Source organism: Pseudomonas sp. I2 (assembly GCF_040984075.1).
Taxonomy (GTDB): domain Bacteria; phylum Pseudomonadota; class Gammaproteobacteria; order Pseudomonadales; family Pseudomonadaceae; genus Aquipseudomonas; species Aquipseudomonas guariconensis_B.
In genome coordinates this window covers 52,008-76,373 of sequence record NZ_JBCGFQ010000024.1, presented here as the reverse complement: position 1 = coordinate 76,373, position 24,366 = coordinate 52,008, and the positions used below count along the sequence as shown (strand labels likewise).

General features: G+C 67.7%; 21 protein-coding genes. 4 read left to right on the top strand and 17 right to left on the bottom strand.

Translation table 11 applies throughout. The features are described 5' to 3' along the window. Positions 1 to 182: 182 nt before the first annotated feature. The 11 genes from cycA to cbiE form a co-directional block, all read right to left on the bottom strand. Positions 183 to 1,598, bottom strand: a complete 1,416-nt coding sequence (cycA, locus tag WCE05_RS14265) for a D-serine/D-alanine/glycine transporter (protein ID WP_368816084.1) — start codon at positions 1,596 to 1,598, stop codon at positions 183 to 185. 231 nt (positions 1,599 to 1,829) lie between these two features. Beyond that, on the bottom strand, positions 1,830 to 3,194 hold the full coding sequence (locus WCE05_RS14260; protein ID WP_368816083.1) for a PepSY-associated TM helix domain-containing protein: 1,365 nt from the start codon (positions 3,192 to 3,194) through the stop codon (positions 1,830 to 1,832). Positions 3,195 to 3,254: 60 nt separating this feature from the next. Further along, positions 3,255 to 5,321, bottom strand: coding sequence for a TonB-dependent copper receptor (locus WCE05_RS14255; protein WP_368816082.1), 2,067 nt, complete (start codon positions 5,319 to 5,321; stop codon positions 3,255 to 3,257). 66 nt (positions 5,322 to 5,387) lie between these two features. Then, positions 5,388 to 5,810 carry a DUF2946 domain-containing protein gene (locus WCE05_RS14250; RefSeq protein ID WP_225790615.1) on the bottom strand — a complete coding sequence of 141 codons (423 nt, stop codon included), beginning with the start codon at positions 5,808 to 5,810 and terminating at the stop codon, positions 5,388 to 5,390. A 19-nt stretch (positions 5,811 to 5,829) separates the two neighbouring features. Next, the gene (locus WCE05_RS14245; RefSeq protein WP_225790616.1) at positions 5,830 to 6,312 is read right to left on the bottom strand and encodes a copper chaperone PCu(A)C; all 483 of its coding nucleotides are present in this window, start codon (positions 6,310 to 6,312) and stop codon (positions 5,830 to 5,832) included. 48 nt (positions 6,313 to 6,360) lie between these two features. Beyond that, positions 6,361 to 6,750 carry a DUF2946 domain-containing protein gene (locus WCE05_RS14240; RefSeq protein ID WP_225790617.1) on the bottom strand — a complete coding sequence of 130 codons (390 nt, stop codon included), beginning with the start codon at positions 6,748 to 6,750 and terminating at the stop codon, positions 6,361 to 6,363. Positions 6,751 to 7,003: 253 nt separating this feature from the next. Further along, positions 7,004 to 7,861 carry an SPFH domain-containing protein gene (locus WCE05_RS14235; protein ID WP_368816081.1) on the bottom strand — a complete coding sequence of 286 codons (858 nt, stop codon included), beginning with the start codon at positions 7,859 to 7,861 and terminating at the stop codon, positions 7,004 to 7,006. A gap of 26 nt (positions 7,862 to 7,887) precedes the next feature. Continuing rightward, complete coding sequence (locus tag WCE05_RS14230; RefSeq protein ID WP_225790619.1) at positions 7,888 to 8,325, bottom strand: NfeD family protein; 438 nt, start codon at positions 8,323 to 8,325, stop codon at positions 7,888 to 7,890. A 232-nt stretch (positions 8,326 to 8,557) separates the two neighbouring features. Continuing rightward, complete coding sequence (locus tag WCE05_RS14225) at positions 8,558 to 9,295, bottom strand: cobalt-precorrin-6A reductase (RefSeq protein WP_225790620.1); 738 nt, start codon at positions 9,293 to 9,295, stop codon at positions 8,558 to 8,560. Further along, a complete protein-coding gene (locus WCE05_RS14220; protein WP_225790621.1) occupies positions 9,292 to 10,386 on the bottom strand; it encodes a cobalt-precorrin-5B (C(1))-methyltransferase in 1,095 nt (364 codons plus the stop codon). Before WCE05_RS14220 ends, WCE05_RS14225 begins: the two co-directional genes overlap by 4 nt. Continuing rightward, positions 10,379 to 11,590, bottom strand: coding sequence for a precorrin-6y C5,15-methyltransferase (decarboxylating) subunit CbiE (gene cbiE, locus WCE05_RS14215; protein ID WP_253081014.1), 1,212 nt, complete (start codon positions 11,588 to 11,590; stop codon positions 10,379 to 10,381). Before cbiE ends, WCE05_RS14220 begins: the two co-directional genes overlap by 8 nt. Before the next feature lie 133 nt (positions 11,591 to 11,723). Here cbiE and cobG point away from each other — a divergent pair, with 133 nt between their 5' ends. From cobG to cobJ, 4 genes are read left to right on the top strand one after another with little or no spacing between them, the layout of a single operon-like run. After that, on the top strand, positions 11,724 to 13,055 hold the full coding sequence (gene cobG, locus WCE05_RS14210; protein ID WP_368816080.1) for a precorrin-3B synthase: 1,332 nt from the start codon (positions 11,724 to 11,726) through the stop codon (positions 13,053 to 13,055). Beyond that, positions 13,048 to 13,674: a precorrin-8X methylmutase gene (locus tag WCE05_RS14205; RefSeq protein WP_368816079.1), complete on the top strand. Its 627-nt coding sequence runs from the start codon at positions 13,048 to 13,050 to the stop codon at positions 13,672 to 13,674. The genes cobG and WCE05_RS14205 overlap by 8 nt, the downstream gene beginning before the upstream one ends. Beyond that, positions 13,674 to 14,405, top strand: coding sequence for a precorrin-2 C(20)-methyltransferase (locus WCE05_RS14200; RefSeq protein WP_225790624.1), 732 nt, complete (start codon positions 13,674 to 13,676; stop codon positions 14,403 to 14,405). The genes WCE05_RS14205 and WCE05_RS14200 overlap by 1 nt, the downstream gene beginning before the upstream one ends. A 2-nt stretch (positions 14,406 to 14,407) precedes the next feature. Beyond that, positions 14,408 to 16,108 carry a precorrin-3B C(17)-methyltransferase gene (gene cobJ, locus WCE05_RS14195; protein ID WP_368816078.1) on the top strand — a complete coding sequence of 567 codons (1,701 nt, stop codon included), beginning with the start codon at positions 14,408 to 14,410 and terminating at the stop codon, positions 16,106 to 16,108. On the opposite strand, the gene WCE05_RS14190 is transcribed toward cobJ, so the two are convergent. The 6 genes from WCE05_RS14190 to dusB all read right to left on the bottom strand — a co-directional run bounded on the left by WCE05_RS14190 (position 16,086) and on the right by dusB (position 24,152). Next, a complete protein-coding gene (locus tag WCE05_RS14190) occupies positions 16,086 to 16,682 on the bottom strand; it encodes a MarC family protein (RefSeq protein ID WP_225790626.1) in 597 nt (198 codons plus the stop codon). The genes cobJ and WCE05_RS14190 overlap by 23 nt on opposite strands. Before the next feature lie 87 nt (positions 16,683 to 16,769). After that, positions 16,770 to 19,541: a hybrid sensor histidine kinase/response regulator gene (locus WCE05_RS14185; protein ID WP_253081003.1), complete on the bottom strand. Its 2,772-nt coding sequence runs from the start codon at positions 19,539 to 19,541 to the stop codon at positions 16,770 to 16,772. Positions 19,542 to 19,676: 135 nt separating this feature from the next. Beyond that, positions 19,677 to 20,972 (bottom strand): phosphoribosylamine--glycine ligase, encoded by a 1,296-nt coding sequence (gene purD, locus WCE05_RS14180; RefSeq protein ID WP_225790628.1) that lies wholly within the window; start codon positions 20,970 to 20,972, stop codon positions 19,677 to 19,679. Positions 20,973 to 21,133: 161 nt separating this feature from the next. Continuing rightward, positions 21,134 to 22,741 carry a bifunctional phosphoribosylaminoimidazolecarboxamide formyltransferase/IMP cyclohydrolase gene (purH, locus tag WCE05_RS14175; protein ID WP_253081005.1) on the bottom strand — a complete coding sequence of 536 codons (1,608 nt, stop codon included), beginning with the start codon at positions 22,739 to 22,741 and terminating at the stop codon, positions 21,134 to 21,136. An 80-nt stretch (positions 22,742 to 22,821) separates the two neighbouring features. Continuing rightward, complete coding sequence (gene fis / locus WCE05_RS14170) at positions 22,822 to 23,142, bottom strand: DNA-binding transcriptional regulator Fis (RefSeq protein ID WP_008093076.1); 321 nt, start codon at positions 23,140 to 23,142, stop codon at positions 22,822 to 22,824. Continuing rightward, positions 23,139 to 24,152, bottom strand: coding sequence for a tRNA dihydrouridine synthase DusB (gene dusB / locus WCE05_RS14165; RefSeq protein WP_225790630.1), 1,014 nt, complete (start codon positions 24,150 to 24,152; stop codon positions 23,139 to 23,141). Before dusB ends, fis begins: the two co-directional genes overlap by 4 nt. Between the last annotated feature and the right edge of the window lie 214 nt (positions 24,153 to 24,366).

Genomic DNA, 24,366 nt, shown 5'->3' with positions numbered 1-24,366 from the left:
TCTCCGTTGAGTTCGGTGGGGTGTGGCGACTCGGGGAGGGCGATTGCAAGGGCTGTGCCGAAGGCGCAAAGGCTTGAGGCAGGCGGGGTTGGCGACGATCTGGGGCACCGGGGCGGTCCAGCTTGGTGCCTGCAGGGCAGGTGTGCACGGCATTGGGGCCGCGAGGCGGCCCCAAATGGGCCTCAGTTGTCCTGCACACCGCCCACCGTTCTACGCAGCTGGCGTTTGCTGCGCACGAACTGGTAGGTGACCGCCAGGATCACGAACCACAGCGGCGTGACCACCAGGGCCGCACGGGTGTCGTCTTCCAGGCTCAGCAGCACCAGGATGAAGGCGAAGAACGCCAGGCACACGTAGCACATCACGCGCCCGCCAGGCATCTTGTACTTCGACGACTCATGCAGGGCGGCGCGCTGCTTGCGGTAGGTCAGGTACGACAGCAGGATCAGCGTCCAGACGAACATGAACAACAGCGCCGAGACGGTAGTGACCAGGGTGAAGGCCTCGACCAGGTCGGGGATCACGTAGATCAGCACGGCACCGAGCAGCAGGCAGGTGCAGGAGAAGTACAGGCCGTTGGCCGGCACGGCGCGGCGCGACAGTTTCTCGAAGGCCTTGGGCGCGTCGCCCTCCTGGGCCAGGCCATAGAGCATGCGGCTGGTGGAGAACACGCCGCTGTTGGCCGAGGACGCGGCCGAGGTCAGCACCACGAAGTTGATGATGCTCGCCGCCGCCGGCAGGCCAGCCAGGACGAACAACTCCACGAACGGGCTCTTGCCCGGCACCACGTCGCGCCACGGGGTGACGGCCATGATGGCGATCAGCGCCAGCACATAGAACACGATGATGCGGACCGGGATCGAGTTGATCGCCCGTGGCAAGGTGCGCTCGGGGTTCTTCGCCTCGGCGGCGGTGGTGCCCACCAGCTCGATGCCGACGAAGGCGAACACGGCGATCTGAAAGCCCGCGAAGAAGCCCATCAGGCCATGAGGGAACATGCCGTCGTCGTTCCACAGGTTGGCCAGGCTCGCGGTGCGGCCAGCCGGCGACTCGAAGCCGCTGACGACCATGTACAGGCCGGTGGCGACCAGGCCGAGGATGGCGACGATCTTGATCATGGCGAACCAGAACTCGATCTCGCCGAACATCTTCACGGTGATCAGGTTCAGCGACAGCAGCACGCCGACGCAGGCCAGCGCCGGTACCCACTGGGGCAGGTCGGGAAACCAGAACTGCGAGTAGGCGGCGATGGCGATCACGTCGGCGATGCCGGTGATGACCCAGCAGAACCAGTAGGTCCAGCCGGTGAAATAGCCGGCCCAGGGGCCGAGCAGGTCGGAGGAGAAGTCGATGAACGACTTGTAGTTCAGGTTCGACAGCAGCAGTTCGCCCATGGCGCGCATGACGAAGAACAGCATGAAGCCGATGATCATGTAGACGAAGATGATCGACGGCCCCGCCAGGCTGATGGTCTTGCCCGAGCCCATGAACAGGCCGGTGCCGATGGCGCCACCGATGGCGATCAGCTGGATGTGGCGGTTGGTCAGGTTGCGTTGCAGGTGCTGGTCATCTGCTGGTGTGGGAGAGGTCCGTGTCATGGGCTTGTATTCCATCGAGGGTCGGTCTTGTTGTCGGGAAGCCGGGTAGGCTAACACGCGTGTTCCGGTCGGGGGACGCGGCAGATCGACTCCAGCGGGGATCGCGCAAGGGGCTGCTGCGCAGCCCAATCGCGGGCAAGCCCGCGCCCACAGGGGCGGCGCCGCTCTCGAGGGCAGCGGTTACCTGTAGGCGCGAGCTTGCCCGCAATGGGCCGCAAAGCGGTCCGGGGCTCAAGCCCTGGCAAGCACCTTGCGGCGCACCGCCAGGCTGTCGACCAACCACATCACCAGCATCGACACCCCTACCAGCGGGAAGGCGAGGCCCAGCACCAGCATCACCCCCACGGCGGTCTTCCAGCGCGGCAGGTCATGCCGCAGCGGTGGCACTCCCAGCCCACCGACCGGCCGGCGCTTCCACCACATCACCAGGCCACTGACCGAGCCCAGCAGGATCATCAGGCACACCACCAGGATGATGAACTGGTTCAACGGCCCGAACATCCGCCCCTCATGCAGCATCACCCCGAGTTCGGTGGCACGGGCGACCGGGCCGTAGTCCTGCCAGCGCACATCGGCCAAGACCTTGCCAGTGTACTGGTCCACATGCAGGGTGGCGTCGTTGCGCGGATCGTCGGCGAACACCGCGACAGTGAACACCCCATCCGCCGTGGTCGGCAGGGTGATGCTGTAGCCGGGCTCGACCTGGCGTGCGCTGGCGATGTCCTCGACCTGCTGCAGGCTCACCTGCGGCGCGGCCGGTGCGCTGGCCATGGCGTGGTGCCTGGCATGCTCGGCATGGGCGCCGGAGACCGGCATCGGCGTGTTCTCCAGGGCCCAGGGCACGGTCTGGCGGTGGGCCTGGTTGAGCGCGCCGGCCTGCTGGTCGGAGGTGGGTACGTCGTTCCACATGGCGGCGGGAAAGCGGTTCCACAATTCGGCGTACTGCTTGCCCCACAGGCCGGTCCAGGTCATGCCGCTGAGCAGCATCAGCAACAGCAGGGCCGAGCCCCAGAAACCGCTGACTGCATGCAGGTCGCGCCACAGCACACGGCCGCGTGCCGACAGGCGGGGCCACAGCACGCCGGCGCCGTTGCGCCCGCGCGGCCACCACAGGTACAGGCCAGACACCACCAGCACGATGCCCCAGCCGGCGGCCAGTTCCACCAGGCGATCGCCCAGTGTGCCGACCATCAGCTCGCCATGCAGGGCGCGGGCGATCGCCTGCAGGTTGTTCTTGCCGTCCTGTTCGCCGAGTACCTTGCCGCTGTAAGGGTCGACGAACACGTTCAGCTCGCGCCCGCCGTCGTGCACCACGAACTGTGCGCTGCGCTCGGCATTGAGCGGCGGCAGGTACTGCCCCACATGCCCTTGTGGATAAGCCTGGCGCACCTCGGCCAGCAAGGTGTCGGCGCCTTGCCGGTGATGGCCGGCCTCGACCACCATCAGGTCGCGGTACATCAGCGGGTCGAGCTGCGGCTTGAACAGGTAGACGATCCCGGTGATCGCCAGCAGGATCATGAACGGCGCGACGAACAGCCCGGCGTAGAAATGCCAGCGCCAGGCCAGGTTGTAGAAGGAGATGCGTGGTGTGCTCATGGGAACCTCCCCATATGACCAGGTTGGGGCGCGGTGCTGGCCGCGCCCGGTTCGTTGTTGTCAGAAGCTGATGTCGACCTTGGTCCAGAAGGTCCTGCCTGGCTCGTTCACCGGCCGCGGGTCCGTGGCCGGGTAGCCGAACCCGGCGTTCCCGGCCAGGTTCAGGTGCTCGGCGTAGGCCTTGTCGAACAGGTTGTCGACGCCGGCGCTGAGCTTGAGGTTGCGGCTGACCTTGTAGGCGCCGTTGAGCGAGAACACGCCGAAGCCGGCGCTCTTCTCATAGTCCTTGCCGACCACGTTGCCCTGGTTCTCGGCGATACGGTTCTGCGCCGCCACCAGCCGCCACAAGGCACCGACGCTCCAGGTATCGCGGCTGTAGGTCAGGCCCAGCCGGCTTTCCAGGGGAGGCATCTGCGGCAGCGCCTTGCCATCGCTGCTGTTCTTGCCCCAGGCGTAGGCCAGGGTGGCGTCGGCCTTCCAGCGCTCGGTCAGCTTGTAGGCCGCGCCCAGTTCGCCACCCATGATGCGGGCGTCGATGTTCTGGGCTTGGGAGCTGAGCATGCCCATCATGCCGGGACGGTAGTCGAACAGAATGTAGTCGCGGACCTGCCCGATATAACCCGAGGCCCAGGCTTCCAGGCGCTCGTCGCGGTACTGCAGGCCGAAGTCGAGCTGGGTGGTCTTTTCTGGCTTGATGCCGTCGAAGGCGTTGGCCGCGCCGTCCGGAGCCAGCTTGGGCGAGAACAGCTCCCAATAGTCAGGGAAACGCTGGGCATGGCCGAGGCCGATGTAGGTGGTCGCCGGGATCGAGGCCAGGTCGTGCTCGTAGCGCACGAAACCGCTGGGCAGGGTGTCGGCGCGGGTGTCGCCTTCGGTGGCGCTGCCTTCACGCAAGTCCCTGGCCGAGGCTCGGTCGAGGCGCACGCCAGTGACCAGGCGGTCCTCGCCGGTGGCGTACCAGGTCAGCTCGCCGAACGCACCGTAGTTGTGGAAGTCGGCGTCCTTGGTCCAAGGCTGGCCCTTGTGCGCATCCACCCCCATGCCACCGCGCGCGCGGTGTTCGTTGGTCTGTGCGTCGATGCCGCTGACCAGTTGCACGTCGGCCCAGCGCCAGGTGGCCTTGATGCGCGCGCCCAGGGTGCGACGGTCGACGTTGCTGACCATGGGCATGCCCATCATGCCGCTGCCCGACGGGGTGCGCAGGCTGTAGTTGTCCATCACGTGGTCGGCGTAGTTGTAGTAGACCTGCGCCTCGACCTTGTCGAGCACCTCGCCGAGGTTGGACTTCTCGAAGCGCAGGCCCAGGCTCTCGCGCTTGAACTGCGAGCCGTCCATGCCGCGCCCGGCGTAGCGGGCCTCGCCGTCGCCCTTGCCGGCGGTCAGCTCCAGCAGGGTGTCGGCGTCTGGCGTCCAGCCGAGGGTGACATCGCCGTTCCATTTGTCCCAGCGCGACGGCACGGTGTCGCCATTGCCGTCCTCGTAGTCGTCCGAGCGCGACTGGTTGCCGACGAAGCGCGCATAGGCCTGGCTGTTGCCGGCGGCGGCGTCCAGCACCTTGTCGAAGCGGCCATTGGAACCGGCCAGCAGGCTCGCGTCGACGCGGCTGCCCAGTTCGCCGAAGCGTTCTGGTTCGCGCTCGAAGAGAATGGTCCCGGCCGAACCGCCGGGGCCCCAGATCACGCTTTGCGGGCCCTTGATCACGGTGAGGCGGTCGTAGGTTTCCGGCGAGATGTAGGAGGTCGGGGCGTCCATCCGGTTGGGGCAGGCGCCGAGCATCACGCCGCCGTTGGTGAGGATGTTCAGGCGCGAGCCGAACATGCCGCGCAGCACCGGGTCGCCGTTGGTGCCGCCGGAGCGGATCGCCGAGAAGCCGGGGATGGTCTTGAGGTAGTCGGCGCCGTCGCTGGCCGGCACGGGCTGGCGTGGGTCCTTGGGGTTGGTGACCACGGTCAGCGGCGAACTGGGCGCGATGGCGGTGATGACCGTGGGGCTCAGTTCGGCCGGGTCGTGCTCGTGGCCTTCGTGGCCGGTTTCGGTGGCCAGGGCCTGGGGCGCGAGCAGCGAGCCGCAGAGCAAGGCGATGGTCCCACGCAGGGACAAGGCGAAAGCAGGGGTACAGCCGGACATGGAATTTTCCGTCGATCAGTCGTGAGTGGGCGCGAAGCCTCCTGGCTCCGTGCGACAAAAAAGTGTTCAGACGCTGATCGGGAGGGGCGGCGCGCGGCTGCGCGCACCGGGGAACACGGCCTGCCGGGCATGGCCCTGGCGCGTTGGGGTGAAGAGGTGCGTGGAGGGAATGACGAGGCCGACGCTGAGCGGGCTGAGGGCTTGGGGCAGGGCTGGGCAGTTGAACAGCAGGCTGCAGTAGCCGCACTTTTCCCAAAGGGCATGCTGGTGGCCGTCGCCGTGATGCGCGTCATCGCCATGGTGATGGCCGGCGGACATGGACATGTCCATCGGCATGGGCATGCTGGCGTGGTGCTCCATCGGCATCGACTGGGAGACCAGTGGGCCGATGAAGATCATCCACATGGCGAACAGGCTCAGCCAGCCGCCACCGACGCGCCTGCGAACAGGGCGGGTGGAGCGGGTGATCCGGTTGCGCGGCAGGCTCATGGCGAGCGCCCGTCAGCGGTCAGTGCGCGTGGTCGTGCCCTGGCTGATCGGCCGGCGGCTGCTGTTGCACGGCGACCTCGACGGTGATGTCGCCGGCCTTCTCGAAGTGCAAGGTCAGCGGGAAGCGCTTGCCATCGACGAGCAGGCTGCGGTCCTTCGGTTGCATCAGCATCACGTGGTAGGCGCCGGGGGAGAAGGTCAGGTCCTTGCCGGCGGGGACGAGCACGTTGGGCACCTGTTGCATCTTCATGGCGCCGCTGGCGGCCTTGGCGTGTTCGTGCAGTTGCACGTCATCGCTCAGCGGGCTGTCGGCGCCCAGCAGGCGGTCATCGGCCTTGCCGTTGTTGTGCACGATGAAGTACGCGGCCACGTTGGGGGCGTTCGGTGGCAGCTGCAACGACCAGGGGTGGGCGATGTGCAGGTCGCCCTGGGTGTATTCATGGGCGTTGGCGAAGGCGCCGGGCAGCAGCAGGGCGGCCAGGACGAGGGCGTGCTTGAACATGGTTGAGATCTCCGGTCTGTTCGGGTTCAGGGCGACGGTGCGGTGAACTCAAGCCAGGGGAGAGGCGCGGGGATTGAGCGCGGGCCATTGCTGGCGCGGTGTGGGCTGGTAGGCGGCAAGTTGGGGGGCATGGCCCAAGAACTGCGCCGCAGGACTGCGCAACTGCGGGGCATGGCCCGGCAGGGCCAGCAGCGGCGCGGTGCCGGAGCAGCACCAGCAGTGCTGCATGGCCGAATGATCGTCGCCTTGCTGGCCAAGGTCGATCTTGGCCAGGGCCTGTACATCGACCTTGGCCTTGCCGGCGACGCTGGAACAGAAGGCACCCCACAGCAACTGCTCGGCCGGCCCCTTGGGCGCGGCCGAGGACAGCGGCATGGCCAGCAGGTTGAACAGCACTGCCAAGCAGGCTATCCAGGCGATGTGCCGACGTGAGGTCATGGAGAGATCCGGTCAGGAATCAGGTGGTCATTGTAAGGCCGAGTATAGGAAAAAATGCCGGGGTGCGGTGAAGTGCCGCAGGCTGGGCGTGCCGTATAAGGTCGGGGTGTTGTGCACAGAGCGGTCGATGGGCAGAGGGGCCTGTGGGGCTTGCCCCCATGATGGTCAGTTCACTGCCATTTTGGGGCTGCAAAGCAGCCCCAATGCCGCACCGGTGTCTGGCAAGGGCTTGCCCGCGAAGAACGTTGCTCGATCAGACCGCCTTGTTGCGCCCCAGCAGCCCGCGCACGGTCTCCTGCAGGTCGGCGGGCAGCACCACGACCTTGGCATTGTCGCTGCTCGCCAGGTTCTCCATGGCGCCGATGTAGCGCTCGCCCAGCAGGTACATGGCCGGCACGGTCTCGCTGCCGACCGCTTCCTTGACCAGCGAGATGGCCCGGGCCGAGGCCTCGGCCAGGTTGATCTGCGCCTCGGCGTCCAGCTTGGCCGCCTGCAGGCGCGCCTCGGCCTCGAGGATCGCGGCCTGCTTGGCGCCTTCGGCGCGGGTCACGTCGGCCTTGCGCTCACGCTCGGCCGCCGCCTGGCGCTCCATGGCGACCTGCATGTTCTCCGACGGCTTGATGTCCTGGATCTCCACGGAGCGCACGGTCACGCCCCAGTCCTCGGTCTGCTCGGACATGGCTTCGCGCAGGCGCGCCTTGATCTGCTCGCGGCTGGACAGCGCTTCGTCCAGGTCCATGGCGCCGACGATGGCCCGCAGCGAGGTCATGGTCAGGCTGGTGACGGCGAAGGAGAAGTTCTGCACGCCATAGGAGGCCTTCTGCGGGTCCACCACCTTGGCGAAGCACAGGGCGTTGGCGACGATCACCGCGTTGTCGCGGGTGATGATCTCCTGCTCCTGCACGTCGAGGATGATGTCCTTGGTCGGCAGGCGGTAGGCGACCACGTCCATGTAGGGGATGACGATGTTCAGGCCGGGCTTGAGCGTGTTGTGGTAGCGGCCCAGGCGCTCGACGATCCATTCCTCGCCCTGGGGCACGATACGTACCCCCTTGAACACGGTGACGAGGACGAACAGGGCCAGGGCGGCGACGACGATGAGGCTGGTCATGGGGTGAACTTCCTTTTAATGCGGGTTCAGGCCCGGGTGACCCGGGCGGTGTTGCCTTCGATGGCGGCCAGGCGCACGCGCTCGCCGGCGGGGATCTCGCTGTCGGCGATGCACACCCATTCCTCGTTGCCGAGCACAGGCTTCTGGAAACGCACGCGGCCTTTCTGGAACTCCGAGACGCCCAGGGTCAGCAGGCCGACCTCGCCGATCACGCTGTCGGCGGTCCAGCGTACGTCCGGCTTCTTGCGCCGGAACAGCTTGAACCACAAGGCGGTGGTGACGGAGGAGAGCAGCACCCAGAGCAACACCTGCATGTCCAGCTGCAGGCTGGGCGCGAGCAGGGCGATCAACGCCACCAGCACGGCACCGATGCCGAACCAGAGGATGAAGAACGTCGGCAGGACCAGTTCCAGCAGGATCAACGCCACGCCGAAGACGAGCCAGATCCACCATTGCATTTCCATATGGGCAAGGCCTTCCAAGAGAGGGGGAAAGAGTTTAAGGCATGGGGGCGGCAAACGGCCATCCGATGCCGCCCGCTGTGCAGGGAAGGTTTTCCGTTTTCGCTGTCAGGGGATTCGCTGGAGCGGGTCAGTTGGCTGACGCCAGTCAGGCTCCCACGCGCAAGATGGCGAGCTTCCCTGGCAATGAACGTCCGTTCTATGCCGAGGTGCACATACATCAATGGAATCTATGTTACACCCGAGCGGATACGAAGCAGCCAATGGCCTCCCGCAACAGGCGAACATCCGAGAACTCGCGATCCACGCCAGGCAGCACCGGCCGCTTCAGCACCAGTACCGGCACGCCCCGTTCCCGGGCCACCTCCAGCTTCGGTTCGGTGGCGGCGCTGCCGCTGTTCTTGCTCACCAGCACATCGATCCGCCGTCGTTCGAACAGCGCGCGCTCGTCCTCGAGGCGAAACGGTCCACGGGCGCCGATCACCTCGCAGCGTGCGTTGCCCGGGCAGGCCTCCAGAGCACGCAGGGTCCAGAACTGCCGTGGCGGGATCTCGTCCAGGTGCTGCAGGGGTTCGCGGCCGAGCGTGAACAGCGGGCGCTGGAAGGGCGCGAGGGCTTCGATCAGCTCGGCCCAGCCCGCCACCTCGCGCCAGTCGTCACCGGGTTGCGCCTGCCAGGCCGGACGGCGCAGGGCCCAGCAGGGGATGCCCACGGCTTGCGCGGCCTGCGCGGCATTGCGGCTGATCTGCGCGGCGTAGGGGTGGGTGGCGTCGAGCAACAGGTCGATGCCGCCCTGGCGCAGGTAGGTCGCCAGCCCTTCGGCGCCGCCATAGCCGCCGACCCGCACCTGGCAGGCCAGGTCCTGGGGGACGCGGCCGATGCCGGCCAGGCTGTAGACATGCTCAGGGCCCAACTGGCGAGCGATGGCCAGCGCCTCGCTGATGCCGCCCAACAGCAGGATGCGCCTGCTCATTGCACGCCCGCCTGGCCGACGATGCCGCCTTGGCGGTCGATGGCGAACACCTCGACCTGCACCTGGGCGGGCACCACGCTGCGGGCGAAGGCCAGAGCATGGGTGCACACCGCATCGCCCAGGGGCACGCCTGCCGCATGGGCCAGGGCCAGGGCCTGCTGGCTGGTGTTGGCGCCGACGATCGCCGCCTGCAGGGCCGCGTCGGCGCCGATGTGTGCCGCCCAGCCGGCCAGTTGCGGCAGGTCGATGCTCGAACTGCGGCTGTGCAGGTCCATGTGCCCGGCGGCCAGCTTGCTGATCTTGCCGAAGCCGCCGCACAGGCTCAGGCGCGCCACTGGCACCTTGCGCAGGTGCTTGAGCACCGCGCCGACGAAGTCGCCCATCTCGATCAAGGCGATTTCCGGCAGGCCGTAGACCCGGCGCATGGTGTCCTCGCTGGCATTGCCGGTGCACGCGGCGATATGCGTGTAGCCATTGGTATGGGCGACATCGATGCCCTGCTGGATCGAGGCGATGTAGGCCGAGCAGGAGAACGGCCGGACGATGCCGCTGGTGCCCAGGATCGACAGCCCACCGAGGATGCCCAGGCGCGGGTTCATGGTCTTCAGGGCGAGCTGCTCGCCGTCGCGCACGTTGACCGTCACTTCGAAGCCGCCATCGTAGGCGCAGGCATCGGCCAGTTGTTGCAGGTGCTCGCTGATCATCCGCCGTGGTACCGGGTTGATGGCGGGCTCGCCCACCGGCAGGACCAAGCCTGGGCGCGTGACGGTGCCCACCCCCTTGCCGGCGACGAAGCGGATGCCGGGCTCGGCGAGCAGGCGCACCTGGCTGTAGAGCAGGGCGCCGTGGGTCACGTCCGGGTCGTCGCCGGCGTCTTTCAAGGTGCCGGCCTCGGCGCTTTCGCCCTCGCGGCGGCAGAACTCCAGGCGCATCTGCACCTGCCTGCCCTTGGGCAGGGTGATGCGCACGGCATCGTCGCACTGGCCGGTCAGCAGCAGGCGCGCCGCGGCCAGGCTGGTGGCGGTGGCGCAGCTGCCAGTGGTCAGGCCGCTGCGCAGGGGCGCGGGCCGTTCGCGGGTTTCTTCACGCATCGGCGGGCTTCACCACCTCGAGCAGGGTGATCGGCAAGGCCTGGCGCCAGGTGTCGAAGGCACCCAGCGGCTGGGCCTGGGCCACATGGATACGGGTCAGCTCGCCGCCATGGGCCTGGCGAAAATGCGCCAGGGCCAGTTCGCTCTGCAGGGTCACGGCGTTGGCCACCAGCCGTCCGCCGGGGCGCAGCCGTTCCCAGCACAGGGGCAGCACGCCTTCACGGGTGACTCCGCCGCCGATGAAGATCGCATCGGGCCGTTCCAGGCCGACCAGGGCTTCGGGCGCCTTGCCTCGGACCAGTTGCAGGCCGGGCACGCCGAGCTCATCGCGGTTGTACTCGATGAACGCCTGGCGGCCTTCGTCGGCCTCGATGGCCAGGGCACGGCAACTGGGGTGGGCGCGCATCCACTCGATGCCGATGGAGCCACAGCCTGCGCCCACGTCCCAGAGCAGTTCGCCTGGGGTGGGCGCCAGGCGGGCCAGGGTGATGGCGCGTACGTCGCGCTTGGTCAGTTGGCCATCGTGGCGCAAGGCGCTGTCCGGCAGGCCGGCGGTGCAAGGCAGGCGAGGTGCGTCGGGTGCGGCGAGGCATTCGAGGGCCACCAGGTTGAGGGCGGCGACTTGCGTATGCGGCCAGTCCTCGGCGGTACCGGACAGCTGACGCTCCTGTGGCCCGCCGAGGTGTTCCAGGACATGCATCCGGCTCGGCCCGAAACCGCGCTCGCGTAGCAACGCGGCGATCGCGGCCGGGCTGTCGCCGTCATTGCTCAGGACGAACAGGCGCACGCCGCTGTGGAGCTGGGCGTTGAGCGTGGCCAGGGGGCGGGCGACGATCGACAGCACCTGCACCTCCTGCAGGGGCCAGCCCAGGCGGGCGGCGGCCAGGGCGCAGGAGGACGGCATCGACAGCACCTGCATTTCCCCGGCGGGGAGCTGCCGCGCCAGGCTGGCGCCGACGCCATAGAACATCGGATCGCCGCTGGCCAGCACGCAGACCGGCTCGCCGCGCAGGGCCAGCAGCGGGGCCAGCGCGAAGGGGCTGGGCCAGTGGTTGCGCTCGCCGACCACGCAGCGTGGGAGCAGCGCCAACTGGCGCGGGCTGCCGAAGATCCGCGAGGCCGAGAGCAGGGCGCGGCGGGCCTGTTTGCCCAGGCCGCTGAAGCCGTCTTCGCCGATGCCTACTACTGTCAGCCAGGGGGTCATTGTTTGCTTGCTCATCCATCAATCGGGGGCGCGAAGCGGTCCCGGAATCATCACGCTCGACCGCCGGTTTTTCATGCCGTCGAGCAAAGCAGGCATAATACCGCGCCTTCTACACTCAAGCGCACTTTCACGATTGCCGGATGCCCCTTTGACGCAGGTCCTCGCCCCCGACGTTTCGCCCCGCCCCTCGGCCTGCCCGGGGTTGTGGCGCATCGTCACGGCCCGTGACGGCGGGATCTGTCGGATCAAGCTGCCCGGTGGCGTGCTGCTGGCCGACCAGGCCGACGCCGTGGCCGATGCCGCCGAGCGTTTCGCCGGCGGTGTGATCGAGGCGACCAACCGTGGCAACCTGCAGGTCCGTGGCATCGGCGCCGACCACCACGGCCTGCTCGACGCCTTGCTGGCCGCCGGCCTGGGCCCACGCGAGGCGGCTGGCGACGATGTGCGCAACCTGATGCTCAGCCCCCTGGCCGGCCTCGACCCCCTCATGCTGCTCGATGTTCGCCCGCTGGCGGCGCAGCTCCTGCGGATGCTGGAAACCACCCCGCGCCTGCACGAGCTGTCGGCCAAGTTCGCCGTGCAGCTCGATGGCGGCGAAGGCCTGGCGATGCTCGAACACCCCCATGACCTATGGCTGTCGGCCGTGCGGCTGGAGCAGCGTACCTGGCTGGCCTTCGGCCTGGCGGGTTGCCCGGCGCAGCAGCGGGCATTGGGCGCCGTGCCGGTGGAGCAGGGCCTGGCCCTGGTTCGCGCGGTGCTGGAGCGCTTCCTCGACCTGGCGAGGCCGGAGCAGTCGCGGATGCGCCATCTGCTCGATACGTGCCCGGCCGACGCCTTCGTCGCGGGGCTGGGGCTGGCTATCCGGCGTGATGCGGCCGTGCTCGCTTGGCGGCGCCCGGCATCCCGGGCCAAATGGCTGGGTGTTTTGCCCCAGCGCCAGGGCCTTGCCCTGGGCGTCGCCCCGCCCTTGGGGCGCCTGACCCCGGCCATGCTGCGCGGCGCTGCCCGGCTGGCGCGCGAGGCCGGCGATGGCAGCCTGCGCCTGAGCCCCTGGCAAAGCCTGCTGCTGCCCGGCTTCGACTCTGCGCGTGCCCACGAGGGCCTGGCCGAACTGGCGGCGCTGGGCCTGCTGTGCAGCGCCGGGCAACCGTTGGCGCGCCTGGTCGCCTGCACCGGCAGCCGTGGCTGCGCCAAGGCCCAGGCCGATACCAAGGCCGATGCCGTCGTGCTCGCCGGCCTGCTGCACCAGGGCGGCCCGGGCAGCGTGCACCTGTCTGGCTGCCCCCGTTCCTGCGCCGTGGCCCATGTCGCCCCGGCCACCCTGCTGGCCCGTGCACCGGGCCGTTACGACCTGTATTTGCGTGATGCGCGCCTGCCGGGATTCGGTGTGCTGCGCGCGACCGACCTCACCCCAGAAGAAGCAGGCGCCCTGCTCGACCTGCCCACGGAGCACCTTGATGATTGACTACATCCGCGATGGTCAGGAGATCTATCGCAATTCCTTCCGGATCATCCGCGAGCAAGCCCGTCTCGAGCGGATTCCCGCCGACCTGGAGAAGCTCGCCGTGCGGGTGATCCATGCCTGCGGCATGGTCGAGGCCATCGATGGCCTGCAGTTCTCCGAGGGCGCTGGCCGTGCCGGGCGCGAAGCCCTGGCCAAGGGCGCGCCGGTCCTCTGCGACGCGCACATGGTCGCCGAAGGCATCACTCGCGCACGCCTGCCGGCCCACAACGAGGTGATCTGCACCCTGCGCGACCCGAGCGTGCCGGACCTGGCCCGCGAGCTGGGCAACACCCGTTCGGCGGTGGCCCTGGAACTGTGGCGCCCGCACCTGGAGGGCAGCGTGGTAGTGATCGGCAATGCCCCGACCGCGCTGTTCTACCTGCTGGAGATGCTCGACGCCGGCGCACCCAGGCCGGCACTGATCCTCGGCTTCCCGGTGGGCTTCGTCGGTGCGGCCGAATCCAAGGCCATGCTCGCTGCCGACAGCCGTGGCGTGCCGTTCGTGATCATGCAAGGCCGCCTGGGCGGCAGCGCCATGGCCGCCGCCGCCGTCAACGCCCTGGCCACGGAGGTGGAGTGATGCAGCCACGTGGACGTCTGCTCGGCCTGGGCGTCGGCCCCGGCGACCCGGAGTTGATCACGGTCAAGGCCCTGCGCCTGCTGCGCGAAGCGCCGGTGGTGGCCTACTTCGTGGCCAAAGGCAAGCGCGGCAATGCCTTCGGCATCATCGAGGCGCACCTGCAACCGGCGCAAACCCTGCTGGCGTTGGTCTACCCGGTGACCACCGAGGTGCTGCCGGCACCGTTGTCCTACGAGCAGGTGATCAGCGACTTCTACGACGAAGCCAGCCTGCAGGTGGCGGCGCACCTGGATGCTGGCCGCGACGTGGCGGTGATCTGCGAGGGCGACCCGTTCTTCTATGGCTCCTATATGTACCTGCACGACCGCCTTGCCCAGCGCTACCCGGCCGAGGTGGTGCCGGGCGTCTGCTCGATGCTCGGTGGCGCCTCGGTGCTGGGCGCGCCGCTGGTGTATCGCAACCAGAGCCTGTCGGTGTTGTCGGGCGTGCTGCCCCACGACGAGCTCAAGCGTCGCCTGGCCGATGCCGATGCGGCGGTGATCATGAAGCTGGGGCGCAACTTCCCCAAGGTGCGCCAGGTGCTGGGCGAGCTGGGGCTGGAGCGGCGTGCGCTGTACGTCGAGCGGGCGACCATGGCCAACCAGAAGATCGTCCCGCTGGACGAGGTGGACCCGCAGTCGTCGCCGTACTTCTCGCTGATCGTCGTGCCGGGTGAAAAATGGCAGGGATGAACATGCACAAGGCACCCGCCATCGTCGTGCTCGGCCCCGGCAGCCTGGCCACGGCGCGGCGTATCCAGCAGTGTTATCCACAGGCGTTGATCCATGGCCTGCAGGGCCGTGTCGAGGGCGTCGACGTGCAGTACCTGCGCTTCGGCGACACCCTGCGCCAGCTCTACCAGCAGGACACCCCGATCATCGCCCTGTGCGCGGCGGGCATCGTCATCCGTAGCCTGGCCCCGCTGCTGGACGCAAAGGGCGCCGAGCCGCCGGTGCTGGCGGTGGCCGAGGACGGCAGCGCCGTGGTGCCGCTGCTCGGTGGCCTGGGCGGGGTCAACGCCATGGCCCGGGTGCTCGGCGAGGCGCTGGGCGTGGCAGCGGCGATCACCACCAGTGGCGAGCTGCGCTTCGGCACGTGCCTGCTCGATCCGCCCGAGGGTTATGCCCTGGCGGATCTGGAGCAGGGCAAGCGTTTCGTCTGCGACCTGCTCGCGGGCGAGGCGGTACGTATCGAGGGCGATGCGCCCTGGCTCGAGCAGGCGCAGTTGCCGGCAAGCGACAGCGCCCAGCGCATCATTCATGTGGGCTGCGCCGCGCGCCCGGCCAGCCGTGACGAACTGCTGATCCATTCGCGCTGTGTCGTGGTGGCTGTCGCTGCCGGTGTCGCTGACCTGACGCAGCGCGTGCGGGCCGCGCTGCAAGCGGCGGGCATCGCCGAACCTGCGTTGGCCTGCCTGTTGGCGAGCGAAGCCGACATGGCCGAGCCTGCCTTGCACGAGGCTGCGCAAGCGCTGGGCGTTGCCCTGCGTTTCGCCCCCGCTGCGGCGAGCCCGGCGCAGATGCTCGCCGAGGCGCTGCCCCAGGCACGCCTGGAGAGCGCCGGCGCTCTGGCCTTGGCCATCGCCGCTGCGCCGGTGGCGATCGAACGGATCGGCCGCCGGCGTGGTCGCCTGGCCGTGATCGGCCTGGGCCCAGGCGCCGCCGAGCTGATGGTGCCGGCGGTCAAGGCCGAACTGGCCCGCGCCCAGGACGTGCTCGGCTACGAGACCTACGTGCGCATGGCCGGCCCGTTCCGCGACGACCAAGTGCTGCACTGCACCGACAACCGCGAGGAGATGCAACGCGCTCGCCATGCGTTCGCGCTGGCGGCCCAGGGGCGCTCGGTGGTGGTGGTGTCATCGGGTGATCCAGGCGTGTTCGCCATGGCCGCCGCGGTGCTTGAGGCGCTGCACATGTCCACCGACCCAGCCTGGCACCGGGTCGAGCTGCAGGTCCTGCCGGGGGTATCCGCCTCCCTGGCCACGGCTGCCCAGGCTGGCGCACCGCTGGGCCACGATTTCTGCGTGATGTCGCTGTCGGACAACCTCAAGCCTTGGTCGATCATCGAGCAACGCCTGGACCTGGCGGCCCAGGCCGACCTGGTGCTGGCGTTCTACAACCCGATCTCCCGGGCCCGGCCGTGGCAGCTAGGGCAGGCGCTGGACATCGTGCGTCGGCACCGCGCTGCGCACACGCCCGTGGTGCTCGGCCGCGACATCGGCCGGCCGGGGCAATCCCTGCGGGTCGTCACCCTGGGCGAGCTGGTGCCCGAGATGGTCGACATGCGCACCCTGGTGCTGGTCGGCTCGTCCACCACGTGCGTGTTCGAGACTGCCGGGGGCGGCCAGTGGGTGTACACGCCGCGCTGGTACCCTACGGCACCAGGTAACCCTTGATCCCGGTGAAGATGATCTGCGCCGCCAGGGCGCAGACGAACAGCCCCATCAGGCGGCTGACGATCTGCAGGCCCTGGTCGCCGAGCAGGCGTTCGATGCGGTGCGAGAGGTAGAGCACCAGGCCCACGGTGAAACTGGCCAGGGCGATGCTGACGATGGCCAGCAGCTTGTCGTCCCAGTGCGGCTGGCTCACCCCCATCACCAGCAGCGCACCGATGGTGCCGGGGCCGACGGTCAGGGGGATGGTCAGCGGCACGATGGTCACGTCCTGCTGCACGTTGTCGGCCTGCACCGCCGACTTGCCCTGGGCCATGCCCAGGGCGGAGATGAACAGCACGCTGCCGGCGCCGATGCGGAAGGCGTCGGCGGTGATGCCGAACACGCCGAAGATCACCCGCCCGAACAGGTAGAGCAGCACGCTGGCGATCAGCACGGCGATGGCCACGCGCCAGGCCAGTTGCTTGCGCTCCTTGCTGGAGTGGCCGCGGGTCAGGCTGATGAAGCACGACAGCACGAAGAATGGGCTGTAGAGCACGAGCATCTTCAGGTAGACGCTGAACAACTCATGGAACATGGTCCGGATCCATGGCGGGGAGGGTGTGGGCAAGTGTATCAGCAGTCGCAGCGGCGGCGCGGCAATCGCGGGGAGCGCCCCTGAATCTCAGGATGTCTGCAACGGGTCCGAGGTGGCGGCCCGCTGGCTCGCCCAGAACTGGATCAGCTCGCGCAGTTGCGACAGCTCCACCGGCTTGGCCATGTGCCCGTCCATGCCGGCCAAGCGCGCACGCTCCTTGTGCTCGCTGAGAATGTGCGCGGTCAGCGCCACCACCGGGGTGCGCTGGCGCTGGTTGGCGGTTTCCCAGGCGCGCAGTTGCTGGGTGGCCGAAAAACCGTCGAGCACCGGCATCTCGCAGTCCATCAGCACTAGGTCATAGCGCCGCGCCTTCATTGCCTGCAAGGCTTCCTCGCCGTTGCTGGCGGTATCCGGCTCGAGGTTGAGCTTGCCGAGCATGCCACGGATGACCTTGGTCGAGATGCTGTTGTCCTCGGCGACCAGCACGCGGAAATCGCTGGGCAGGTCCAGCGGTGGTGGCGTGCCGGCCAGGGAGGGTGGGGCGGCTTGCTCGCGGCCTCGCTGGGCCAGCTCTTCGGCCAGGGTGGTCTTGAGGGTATAGCCGGCCACCGGCTTGGCCAGGATGCGCTTGACCCCGGCGTTGCGCGCGATGATCTTGCTTGGCGCATTGCTGATGCCGGTGAGCATCACCACCAGGATGTCGTGGTTCAGGCTCGGGTCTTCCTTGATCTTGGCCGCCAGTTGCATGCCGGTCATGCCGGGCATGTTCTGGTCCAGCAGCACGGCATCGAAGTAGTCGCGCAGGTGCGCCTTGGTGCGCAGCAGGGCCAGGGCCTCCTTGCCCGAGGGCACGGCGCTGACGTTCATGCCCCAGGCACTGCACTGCTGCACCAGGACCTTGCGGCAGGTGTCGTTGTCGTCCACCACCAGCACCCGCGCATCGCGCAGCGGGCCGTCCAGGTCGGCAGGCGGCTGCTCCAGGCGCAGCGGGTCGAGGGGCAAGGTCAGCCAGAGGGTGTTGCCCATGCTGGTGCTGCTCTTGATGCCGAACTCGCCCTGCATCAGGCCGATCAGTTGCTTGGCGATGATCAGCCCCAGGTGCCCGCCGAGCTTGCTGCTGGAGAGGAACTGGTGGCTGTGCAGCTCGGCTTGCAACAGGGCGTCGCGCTCGGCCGAGGGCATCGGTTCGCCGCTGTCCTGTACGGCGATGCGCAGGCGCGGGACATCGCCGCGCTGGTCCAGGGCCACCACCAGCAGGATCTCGCCTTGCACGGTGTTCTTCAGGGCGTTCTCCAGCAGGCTCGACAGGGCCTGGCGCAGGCGCGTCGGGTCGCCGCTGACGACCCGCGGCACCTGGGGCTGGGTGAAGCTGATCAGCTCGATGTTCTGCTGCTCGGCCTTGGCCCGGAAGATGTTGAGGCAGTCCTCGATCAGCGCGTTGAGGTCGAACTGCACATCATCGAGCTCGATCTGCCGGGACTCGAGCTTGGAAATGTCGAGAATCTCGTTGATCAGGGTCAGCAGCTCGTTGCCCGCGCTGTGGATGGTCTGCACGTAGTCGCGCTGCTTGACCGACAGCGGCGTGCCGAGCAGCAGCTCGGTCATGCCCAGCACACCGTTCATCGGCGTGCGGATCTCGTGGCTGATCTTGGCCAGGAACTCGGCCTTGGCGTTGATCTCGGCATCGCTGGCGGCCAGGGCGCGGCTGGCGCGGTAACGCTCGTCGCTGATCTTGCGCAGGCGTTCGCTGACCGCCAGGTTGAGCAGCAGGCCGCTGGCCACGGTCAGGCCCATGAGGATGCACAGCAGCCAGGGCGTCGAGGTGCGGGTGAGCCCCAGCAAGGCCGGCAGCAGCACCAGGCCGCCGAGGTTGAACACCAGCATGGCGACGGTGAACAGGCGCGCCGGCCCGTAGCCCTTGTACCAGTGGTAGGCGCTGGCCAGCAGCATGCTCACGCTGCCGAGGGCGAGCAGGGCGTAGGTCATCAGGTTGAGCGGCAGGGTGTCGACGAACAGCAGCACCAGGCCGCTGACCGCGACGACCAGCATTTCGCCATGCAGCAGGCGGTTGAGCCTGGGCGAGCTGCAGGGGCCGAAGAAACGCAGGGTGAAGTACAGCCCGGCAAGTCCCGCCAGCACCAGGGTGAGGTAGGCGGCGGGCGTCTGGGCACTGTGCCACAGCTGCCACCAGGGGCCGCTGAGGTTGAGCAGGATCAGGGCGCTGAGCAGCATCAGGCCGTGGTAGAGGGCCAGGACCAGGGTCGTGCTGGAGCGCGTGTACAGAAAACGGATCAGGTTGTGCAGGATGAGCATGGCCAGCCCGCCGAACAGCAGGCCGAACAGCAGCGGTTGGCTCTGGTCGGTGGCGGCCGAGGCCGCATCCTCCAGGCTGATGGCTGGGCGCAGCTGATGCTCCGAGACCAGGCGCACGTAGATGTCCAGCGCATGGGGGCTGTTGGGCAGGGGCAGCACATGGTCGCTGCCGCGCAGGGTGGGGCTGGCATTGCCGCCCTGGCGCCCGTGGTGCAGCTGGCGCAGCAGTTTTTCGCCATCCAGGGCGTAGAGGTCCAGGCGTGACAGGTCGGGGGCGAAGATGCGCAGCAGGCGCTCCTGCTCCCGGGGCTCGAGCCGGTAGTGCAGCCACAGGGCCTGGTCGGCAGAGGCGGCGTTGAGCTCGAACAGTTGCAGGGGGCTGAACTGGTTGCGGTAGCGGTCGGAGCGCACGTCGCTCAATTGCAGGTTGGCCTGCTCGTCGAGCAGAACGGACCAGCCACCACCTGGTTCGGCCGAGGCCGGAGGAAGGCAGAGCAGGGTCAGCAGGCTGACGAACAGGGCAATGGCAATCCGAAGCCGACGCAAGACGAAGTCCCTTCTTAGCTGATGTGCCGGATAACAACTATGCGCGGCGCGCCAATGCGAAGGCAAGGCCCCCCGGGGGCCCTGTCGACGAGCCGGAGGCCGTGCGCCCAAGGCGGCACGGCGATCCGGTGCAGGTTACTGCTGGTGCTCACCACGCTCGCGGGCGATGGCCCGGTAGCCGATGTCGGTACGGTAGAAGCTGCCGTCCCACTGGATCTGCTCGGCCAGGCGGTAGGCCTGGCGCTGGGCAGCCTCGACGGTGTCGCCCAGGGCGGTGGCGCAGAGTACGCGCCCGCCGTTGGCCACGACCTGGCCGTCCTTCAGCGCGGTGCCAGCGTGGAATACCTTGCCGTCCAGCTGGGCGGCGGCGTCCAGGCCGCTGATCGCCGCGCCTTTCTGGTAGTCGCCCGGGTAGCCGCCGGCGGCCAGGACCACGCCCAGGCTCGGCTGCGGGTTCCACTGGGCCTCGACCTTGTCCAGGGCCTTGGCGAAGGCCGCCTCGACCAGCAGCACCAGGCTCGACTCCAGGCGCAGCATGACCGGCTGGGTCTCCGGGTCGCCGAAGCGGCAGTTGAACTCGATGACCTTGGGGTTGCCCGCCTTGTCGATCATCAGGCCGGCATAGAGGAAGCCGGTGTAGACGTTGCCTTCCTCGGCCATGCCGCGCACGGTCGGCCAGATCACCTGGTCCATCACGCGCTGGTGCACGTCCGGGGTCACCACCGGGGCCGGGGAGTAGGCGCCCATGCCGCCGGTGTTCGGGCCGGTGTCGGCGTTGCCGACGCGCTTGTGGTCCTGGCTGGTGGCCATGGGCAGCACGTTGTGGCCGTCGACCATGACGATGAAGCTGGCTTCCTCGCCGTCGAGGAACTCCTCGATCACCACGCGCGAACCGGCGTCGCCGAAGGCGTTGCCGGCGAGCATGTCACGCACCGCGGCTTCGGCTTCTTCCAGGGTCATGGCGACGATCACGCCCTTGCCCGCGGCCAGGCCGTCGGCCTTGATGACGATCGGCGCTCCCTTTTCCTTCAGGTAGGCCAGGGCCGGCTCGATCTCGGTGAAGTTCTGGTAGTCGGCGGTGGGGATCTTGTGGCGTGCCAGGAAGTCCTTGGTGAAGGCCTTGGAGCCTTCCAACTGGGCCGCGCCCTTGGTTGGGCCGAAGCAGTCCAGGCCACGGCTGCGGAACAGGTCGACGACACCGGCGACCAGCGGCGCCTCGGGGCCGACGATGGTCATCTGCACGTTCTTCTCGGCGAAGTCGGCCAGTTGCTCCAGGGCGGTGACGTCGATGGCGACGTTCTCGCACTTGGCTTCGGTGGCGGTACCGGCGTTGCCCGGGGCAACGTAGACCTTCTCGACCCGAGGGTCCTGGGCGACTTTCCAGGCCAGGGCGTGCTCACGGCCGCCGCTGCCGATGATCAAAACTTTCATGTCAAAACCTCGATGACGCTGAATTCAGGGGATCTTCGGGCTGGTGGTGGAGCTTGTGGGAGCGGGCTTGCCCGCGAATGCGGTGGTGAAGGTACCATCGTATTCGCGGGCAAGCCCGCTCCCACAGAGATCCCCGCCAGCACGGAGATCCGCGTAACAACTTAGTGGCGGAAGTGGCGCATGCCGGTGAACACCATGGCGATACCGGCTTCGTCGGCCGCGGCGATCACCTCGGCATCACGCATCGAGCCACCTGGCTGGATGACAGCGCTGATACCCACTTTAGCCGCATTGTCGATGCCGTCACGGAACGGGAAGAAGGCGTCCGAGGCCATGACCGCGCCCTGTACCTGCAGGCCGGCGTGCTCGGCCTTGATGGCGGCGATGCGGGCGGAGTTGACGCGGCTCATCTGGCCGGCGCCGACGCCGATGGTCTGGCGCTGCTTGGCGTACACGATGGCATTGGACTTGACGAACTTGGCCACTTTCCAGGCGAACACCAGGTCGTGGATTTCCTGCTCGGTCGGGGCGCGCTTGGTGACGATCTTCAGGTCATCGGCGGTGATCATGCCGATATCGCGGCTCTGCACCAGCAGGCCACCGTTGACGCGCTTGAAGTCCCAGCCGGCGGCGCGTTCGGCTGGCCATTCGCCGCACTCGAGCAGGCGTACGTTCTGCTTGGCGGCCACGACGTCACGGGCGGCCTGGGAGATCTTCGGCGCGATGATCACTTCGACGAACTGGCGCTCGACGATGGCCTTGGCGGTTTCACCGTCCAGCTCGCGGTTGAAGGCGATGATGCCGCCAAAGGCCGACTCGGTGTCGGTGGCGTAGGCCAGGTCGTAGGCCTTGCGGATGCCGCCCTCGTCCTCGGGGACCACGGCCACGCCGCACGGGTTGGCATGCTTGACGATCACGCAGGCCGGCTTGACGAAGCTCTTGACGCACTCCAGCGCGGCGTCGGTGTCGGCCACGTTGTTGAACGACAGTTCCTTGCCTTGCAACTGCAGGGCGGTGGAGACGCTGGCCTCGCCCTTGCGGGCCTCGACGTAGAACGCCGCGCTCTGGTGCGGGTTCTCGCCGTAGCGCATTTCCTGGGCCTTGACGAACTGGCTGTTGAAGGTGCGCGGGAATTCGCTGCGGCCTTCGGTGGACAGGGTGTCCTTCGACTGGTCGATGGTGCCCATGTAGTTGGCGATCATGCCGTCGTAGGCAGCGGTGTGCTCGAAGGCCTTGAGCATCAGGTCGAAGCGCTGGGCGTAGGTCAGGCCACCGGCCTTGAGGTTTTCCAGGACCTGGGCGTAGTCGCTGGCGTTGACCACGATGGCCACGTCCTTGTGGTTCTTGGCCGCCGAACGGACCATGGTCGGGCCGCCGATGTCGATGTTCTCGATGGCGGTCGGCAGGTCGCAGCCGGGCTTGGCGATGGTCGCCTCGAAGGGGTACAGGTTGACGGCGACCAGGTCGATCGGCTTGATGCCGTGCTCGTTCATGATGGCGTCGTCGATGCCGCGCCGGCCGAGGATGCCGCCGTGGATCTTCGGATGCAGGGTCTTGACCCGGCCGTCCATCATTTCGGCGAAGCCGGTGTAGTCGGCCACTTCCACCGCGTTCACGCCGTTGTCCTTGAGCAGCTTGTAGGTACCGCCGGTGGACAGGATCTCGACGCCGAGCTGTTGCAGCTCACGGGCGAACTCGAGGATCCCGGTCTTGTCGGAGACGCTGATCAGGGCGCGGCGGATCGGCAGGCGGGTAGTCTGGTCGGTCATTTCGGATTCCATAACGCGGTGGATTCAGCAAAAAAGGCGCCTCTTTAGGGGAGCCGCCTTTTCTGATTGGGATTCTGGCTTTACAACAGGTCGTACTGCTTGAGCTTCTTGCGCAGGGTGCCACGGTTGAGCCCGAGCATCTCGCTGGCCTTGGTCTGGTTGCCCTTGACGTAGTTCATCACGCTTTCGAGCAGCGGCGCCTCGACTTCCGAGAGCACCAGGTTGTAGACGTCGGTGACGGTGGCGCCTTCCAGGTGGGCGAAATAGTTGTGCAGCGCCTTCTCCACGCTGTCGCGCAGGGTCTGGCCCTCCTCGCTCGGCGTGTTGAGGTGCTGCTTGAGATTGGCGTTGTCGCTCACGGGCGTTGTTCCACTCACTAAAGTCTCGGTCATCATCGTCATGCGGCCACCCCTTGTCCGTCCTCTGTCTCAAGGCTCTGTCGACGCTCGCGGAAAAACGCGCGAACGTTGGCGCACTGCGCTTGTGTGTCTTCCAAAGCGTTGAACCGGCCGCGAAACTCCTTGCCGCCAGGTCGTGTCGCCAGGTACCAGCCAACGTGCTTGCGGGCGATACGTACACCCATCACATCGCCATAGAAGGCATGCAGCGCGGCCAGGTGCTCCAGCAGAATGCGTTCCACTTCTTCCAGCCCCGGGGCTGGCAGATGCTCGCCCGTGCGCAGGTAATGCTCGATCTCGCGGAAGATCCACGGCCGCCCCTGGGCGGCACGGCCGATCAGCAGGCCGTCGGCACCGGTGGCGTCCAGCACCGCCCGGGCCTTTTCTGGCGAGGTAATGTCGCCGTTGGCGAAAACCGGGATCGACACCGCTTGCTTGATGGCAGCGATGGTGTCGTATTCGGCTTCGCCGGTATACAGGTCGGCGCGTGTGCGGCCATGCACCGCAAGCGCCTGGATGCCGGCCTGTTCGGCGATCTTCGCCACGTTCAGGCCGTTCTTGTTCGCCCGGTCCCAGCCGGTGCGGATCTTCAGGGTCACCGGGACCTCCACGGCGCCGACGACGGCATGGAGGATCTCGCTGACCAAGGCTTCATCTCTCAATAAAGCAGAGCCTGCGGCTTTGTTGCAGACTTTTTTCGCCGGGCAGCCCATGTTGATGTCGATGATCTGGGCGCCGGCTTCGACGTTGGCCCGGGCCGCGGCCGCCAGCATCTGCGCATCGCCACCGGCGATCTGTACCGAGCGTGGCTCGGGATCACCTTCGTGGATGCGGCGCAGGCGCGACTTGCGGCTGTTCCACAGGCTCATGTCGCTGGTCACCATCTCCGACACCACCATGCCCGCCCCCAGGCGTTGGCAGAGCGTGCGCAAAGGTTGGTCCGTGACCCCGGCCATGGGCGCGAGGATCAGGTTGTTTCGCAGTGTATAAGGGCCGATGCGTACCGCCGACATAGGTGTTCCCTGTTGTGGGGCCGAATCATTGGAGTCCGAAAAAGGGTTGGCATGATACCCGCTCTCGGTGACCGGATAAAGATGGATTTGGATAAAATCTGAACAGCTCGAGGCTTATAGCGAAAGCTGCAAGCTGCGCGCTTCAAGCGGCAAGAGAGCGGGGGCCGGAGCACCGTGCGCTTTCTCGCGAGGCCTGCAGCTCGTCGCTTATGAG

Excerpts from the sequence above, each read along its gene's own strand:
- cycA (WP_368816084.1), bottom strand. The coding sequence starts at position 1,598 with ATGACACGGACCTCTCCCACACCAGCAGATGACCAGCACCTGCAACGC.
- WCE05_RS14260 (WP_368816083.1), bottom strand. The coding sequence starts at position 3,194 with ATGAGCACACCACGCATCTCCTTCTACAACCTGGCCTGGCGCTGGCAT.
- WCE05_RS14255 (WP_368816082.1), bottom strand. The coding sequence starts at position 5,321 with ATGTCCGGCTGTACCCCTGCTTTCGCCTTGTCCCTGCGTGGGACCATC.
- WCE05_RS14250 (WP_225790615.1), bottom strand. The coding sequence starts at position 5,810 with ATGAGCCTGCCGCGCAACCGGATCACCCGCTCCACCCGCCCTGTTCGC.
- WCE05_RS14245 (WP_225790616.1), bottom strand. The coding sequence starts at position 6,312 with ATGTTCAAGCACGCCCTCGTCCTGGCCGCCCTGCTGCTGCCCGGCGCC.
- WCE05_RS14240 (WP_225790617.1), bottom strand. The coding sequence starts at position 6,750 with ATGACCTCACGTCGGCACATCGCCTGGATAGCCTGCTTGGCAGTGCTG.
- WCE05_RS14235 (WP_368816081.1), bottom strand. The coding sequence starts at position 7,861 with ATGACCAGCCTCATCGTCGTCGCCGCCCTGGCCCTGTTCGTCCTCGTC.
- WCE05_RS14230 (WP_225790619.1), bottom strand. The coding sequence starts at position 8,325 with ATGGAAATGCAATGGTGGATCTGGCTCGTCTTCGGCGTGGCGTTGATC.
- WCE05_RS14225 (WP_225790620.1), bottom strand. The coding sequence starts at position 9,295 with ATGAGCAGGCGCATCCTGCTGTTGGGCGGCATCAGCGAGGCGCTGGCC.
- WCE05_RS14220 (WP_225790621.1), bottom strand. The coding sequence starts at position 10,386 with ATGCGTGAAGAAACCCGCGAACGGCCCGCGCCCCTGCGCAGCGGCCTG.
- cbiE (WP_253081014.1), bottom strand. The coding sequence starts at position 11,590 with ATGACCCCCTGGCTGACAGTAGTAGGCATCGGCGAAGACGGCTTCAGC.
- WCE05_RS14205 (WP_368816079.1), top strand. The coding sequence starts at position 13,048 with ATGATTGACTACATCCGCGATGGTCAGGAGATCTATCGCAATTCCTTC.
- WCE05_RS14200 (WP_225790624.1), top strand. The coding sequence starts at position 13,674 with ATGCAGCCACGTGGACGTCTGCTCGGCCTGGGCGTCGGCCCCGGCGAC.
- cobJ (WP_368816078.1), top strand. The coding sequence starts at position 14,408 with ATGCACAAGGCACCCGCCATCGTCGTGCTCGGCCCCGGCAGCCTGGCC.
- WCE05_RS14190 (WP_225790626.1), bottom strand. The coding sequence starts at position 16,682 with ATGTTCCATGAGTTGTTCAGCGTCTACCTGAAGATGCTCGTGCTCTAC.
- purD (WP_225790628.1), bottom strand. The coding sequence starts at position 20,972 with ATGAAAGTTTTGATCATCGGCAGCGGCGGCCGTGAGCACGCCCTGGCC.
- purH (WP_253081005.1), bottom strand. The coding sequence starts at position 22,741 with ATGACCGACCAGACTACCCGCCTGCCGATCCGCCGCGCCCTGATCAGC.
- fis (WP_008093076.1), bottom strand. The coding sequence starts at position 23,142 with ATGACGATGATGACCGAGACTTTAGTGAGTGGAACAACGCCCGTGAGC.
- dusB (WP_225790630.1), bottom strand. The coding sequence starts at position 24,152 with ATGTCGGCGGTACGCATCGGCCCTTATACACTGCGAAACAACCTGATC.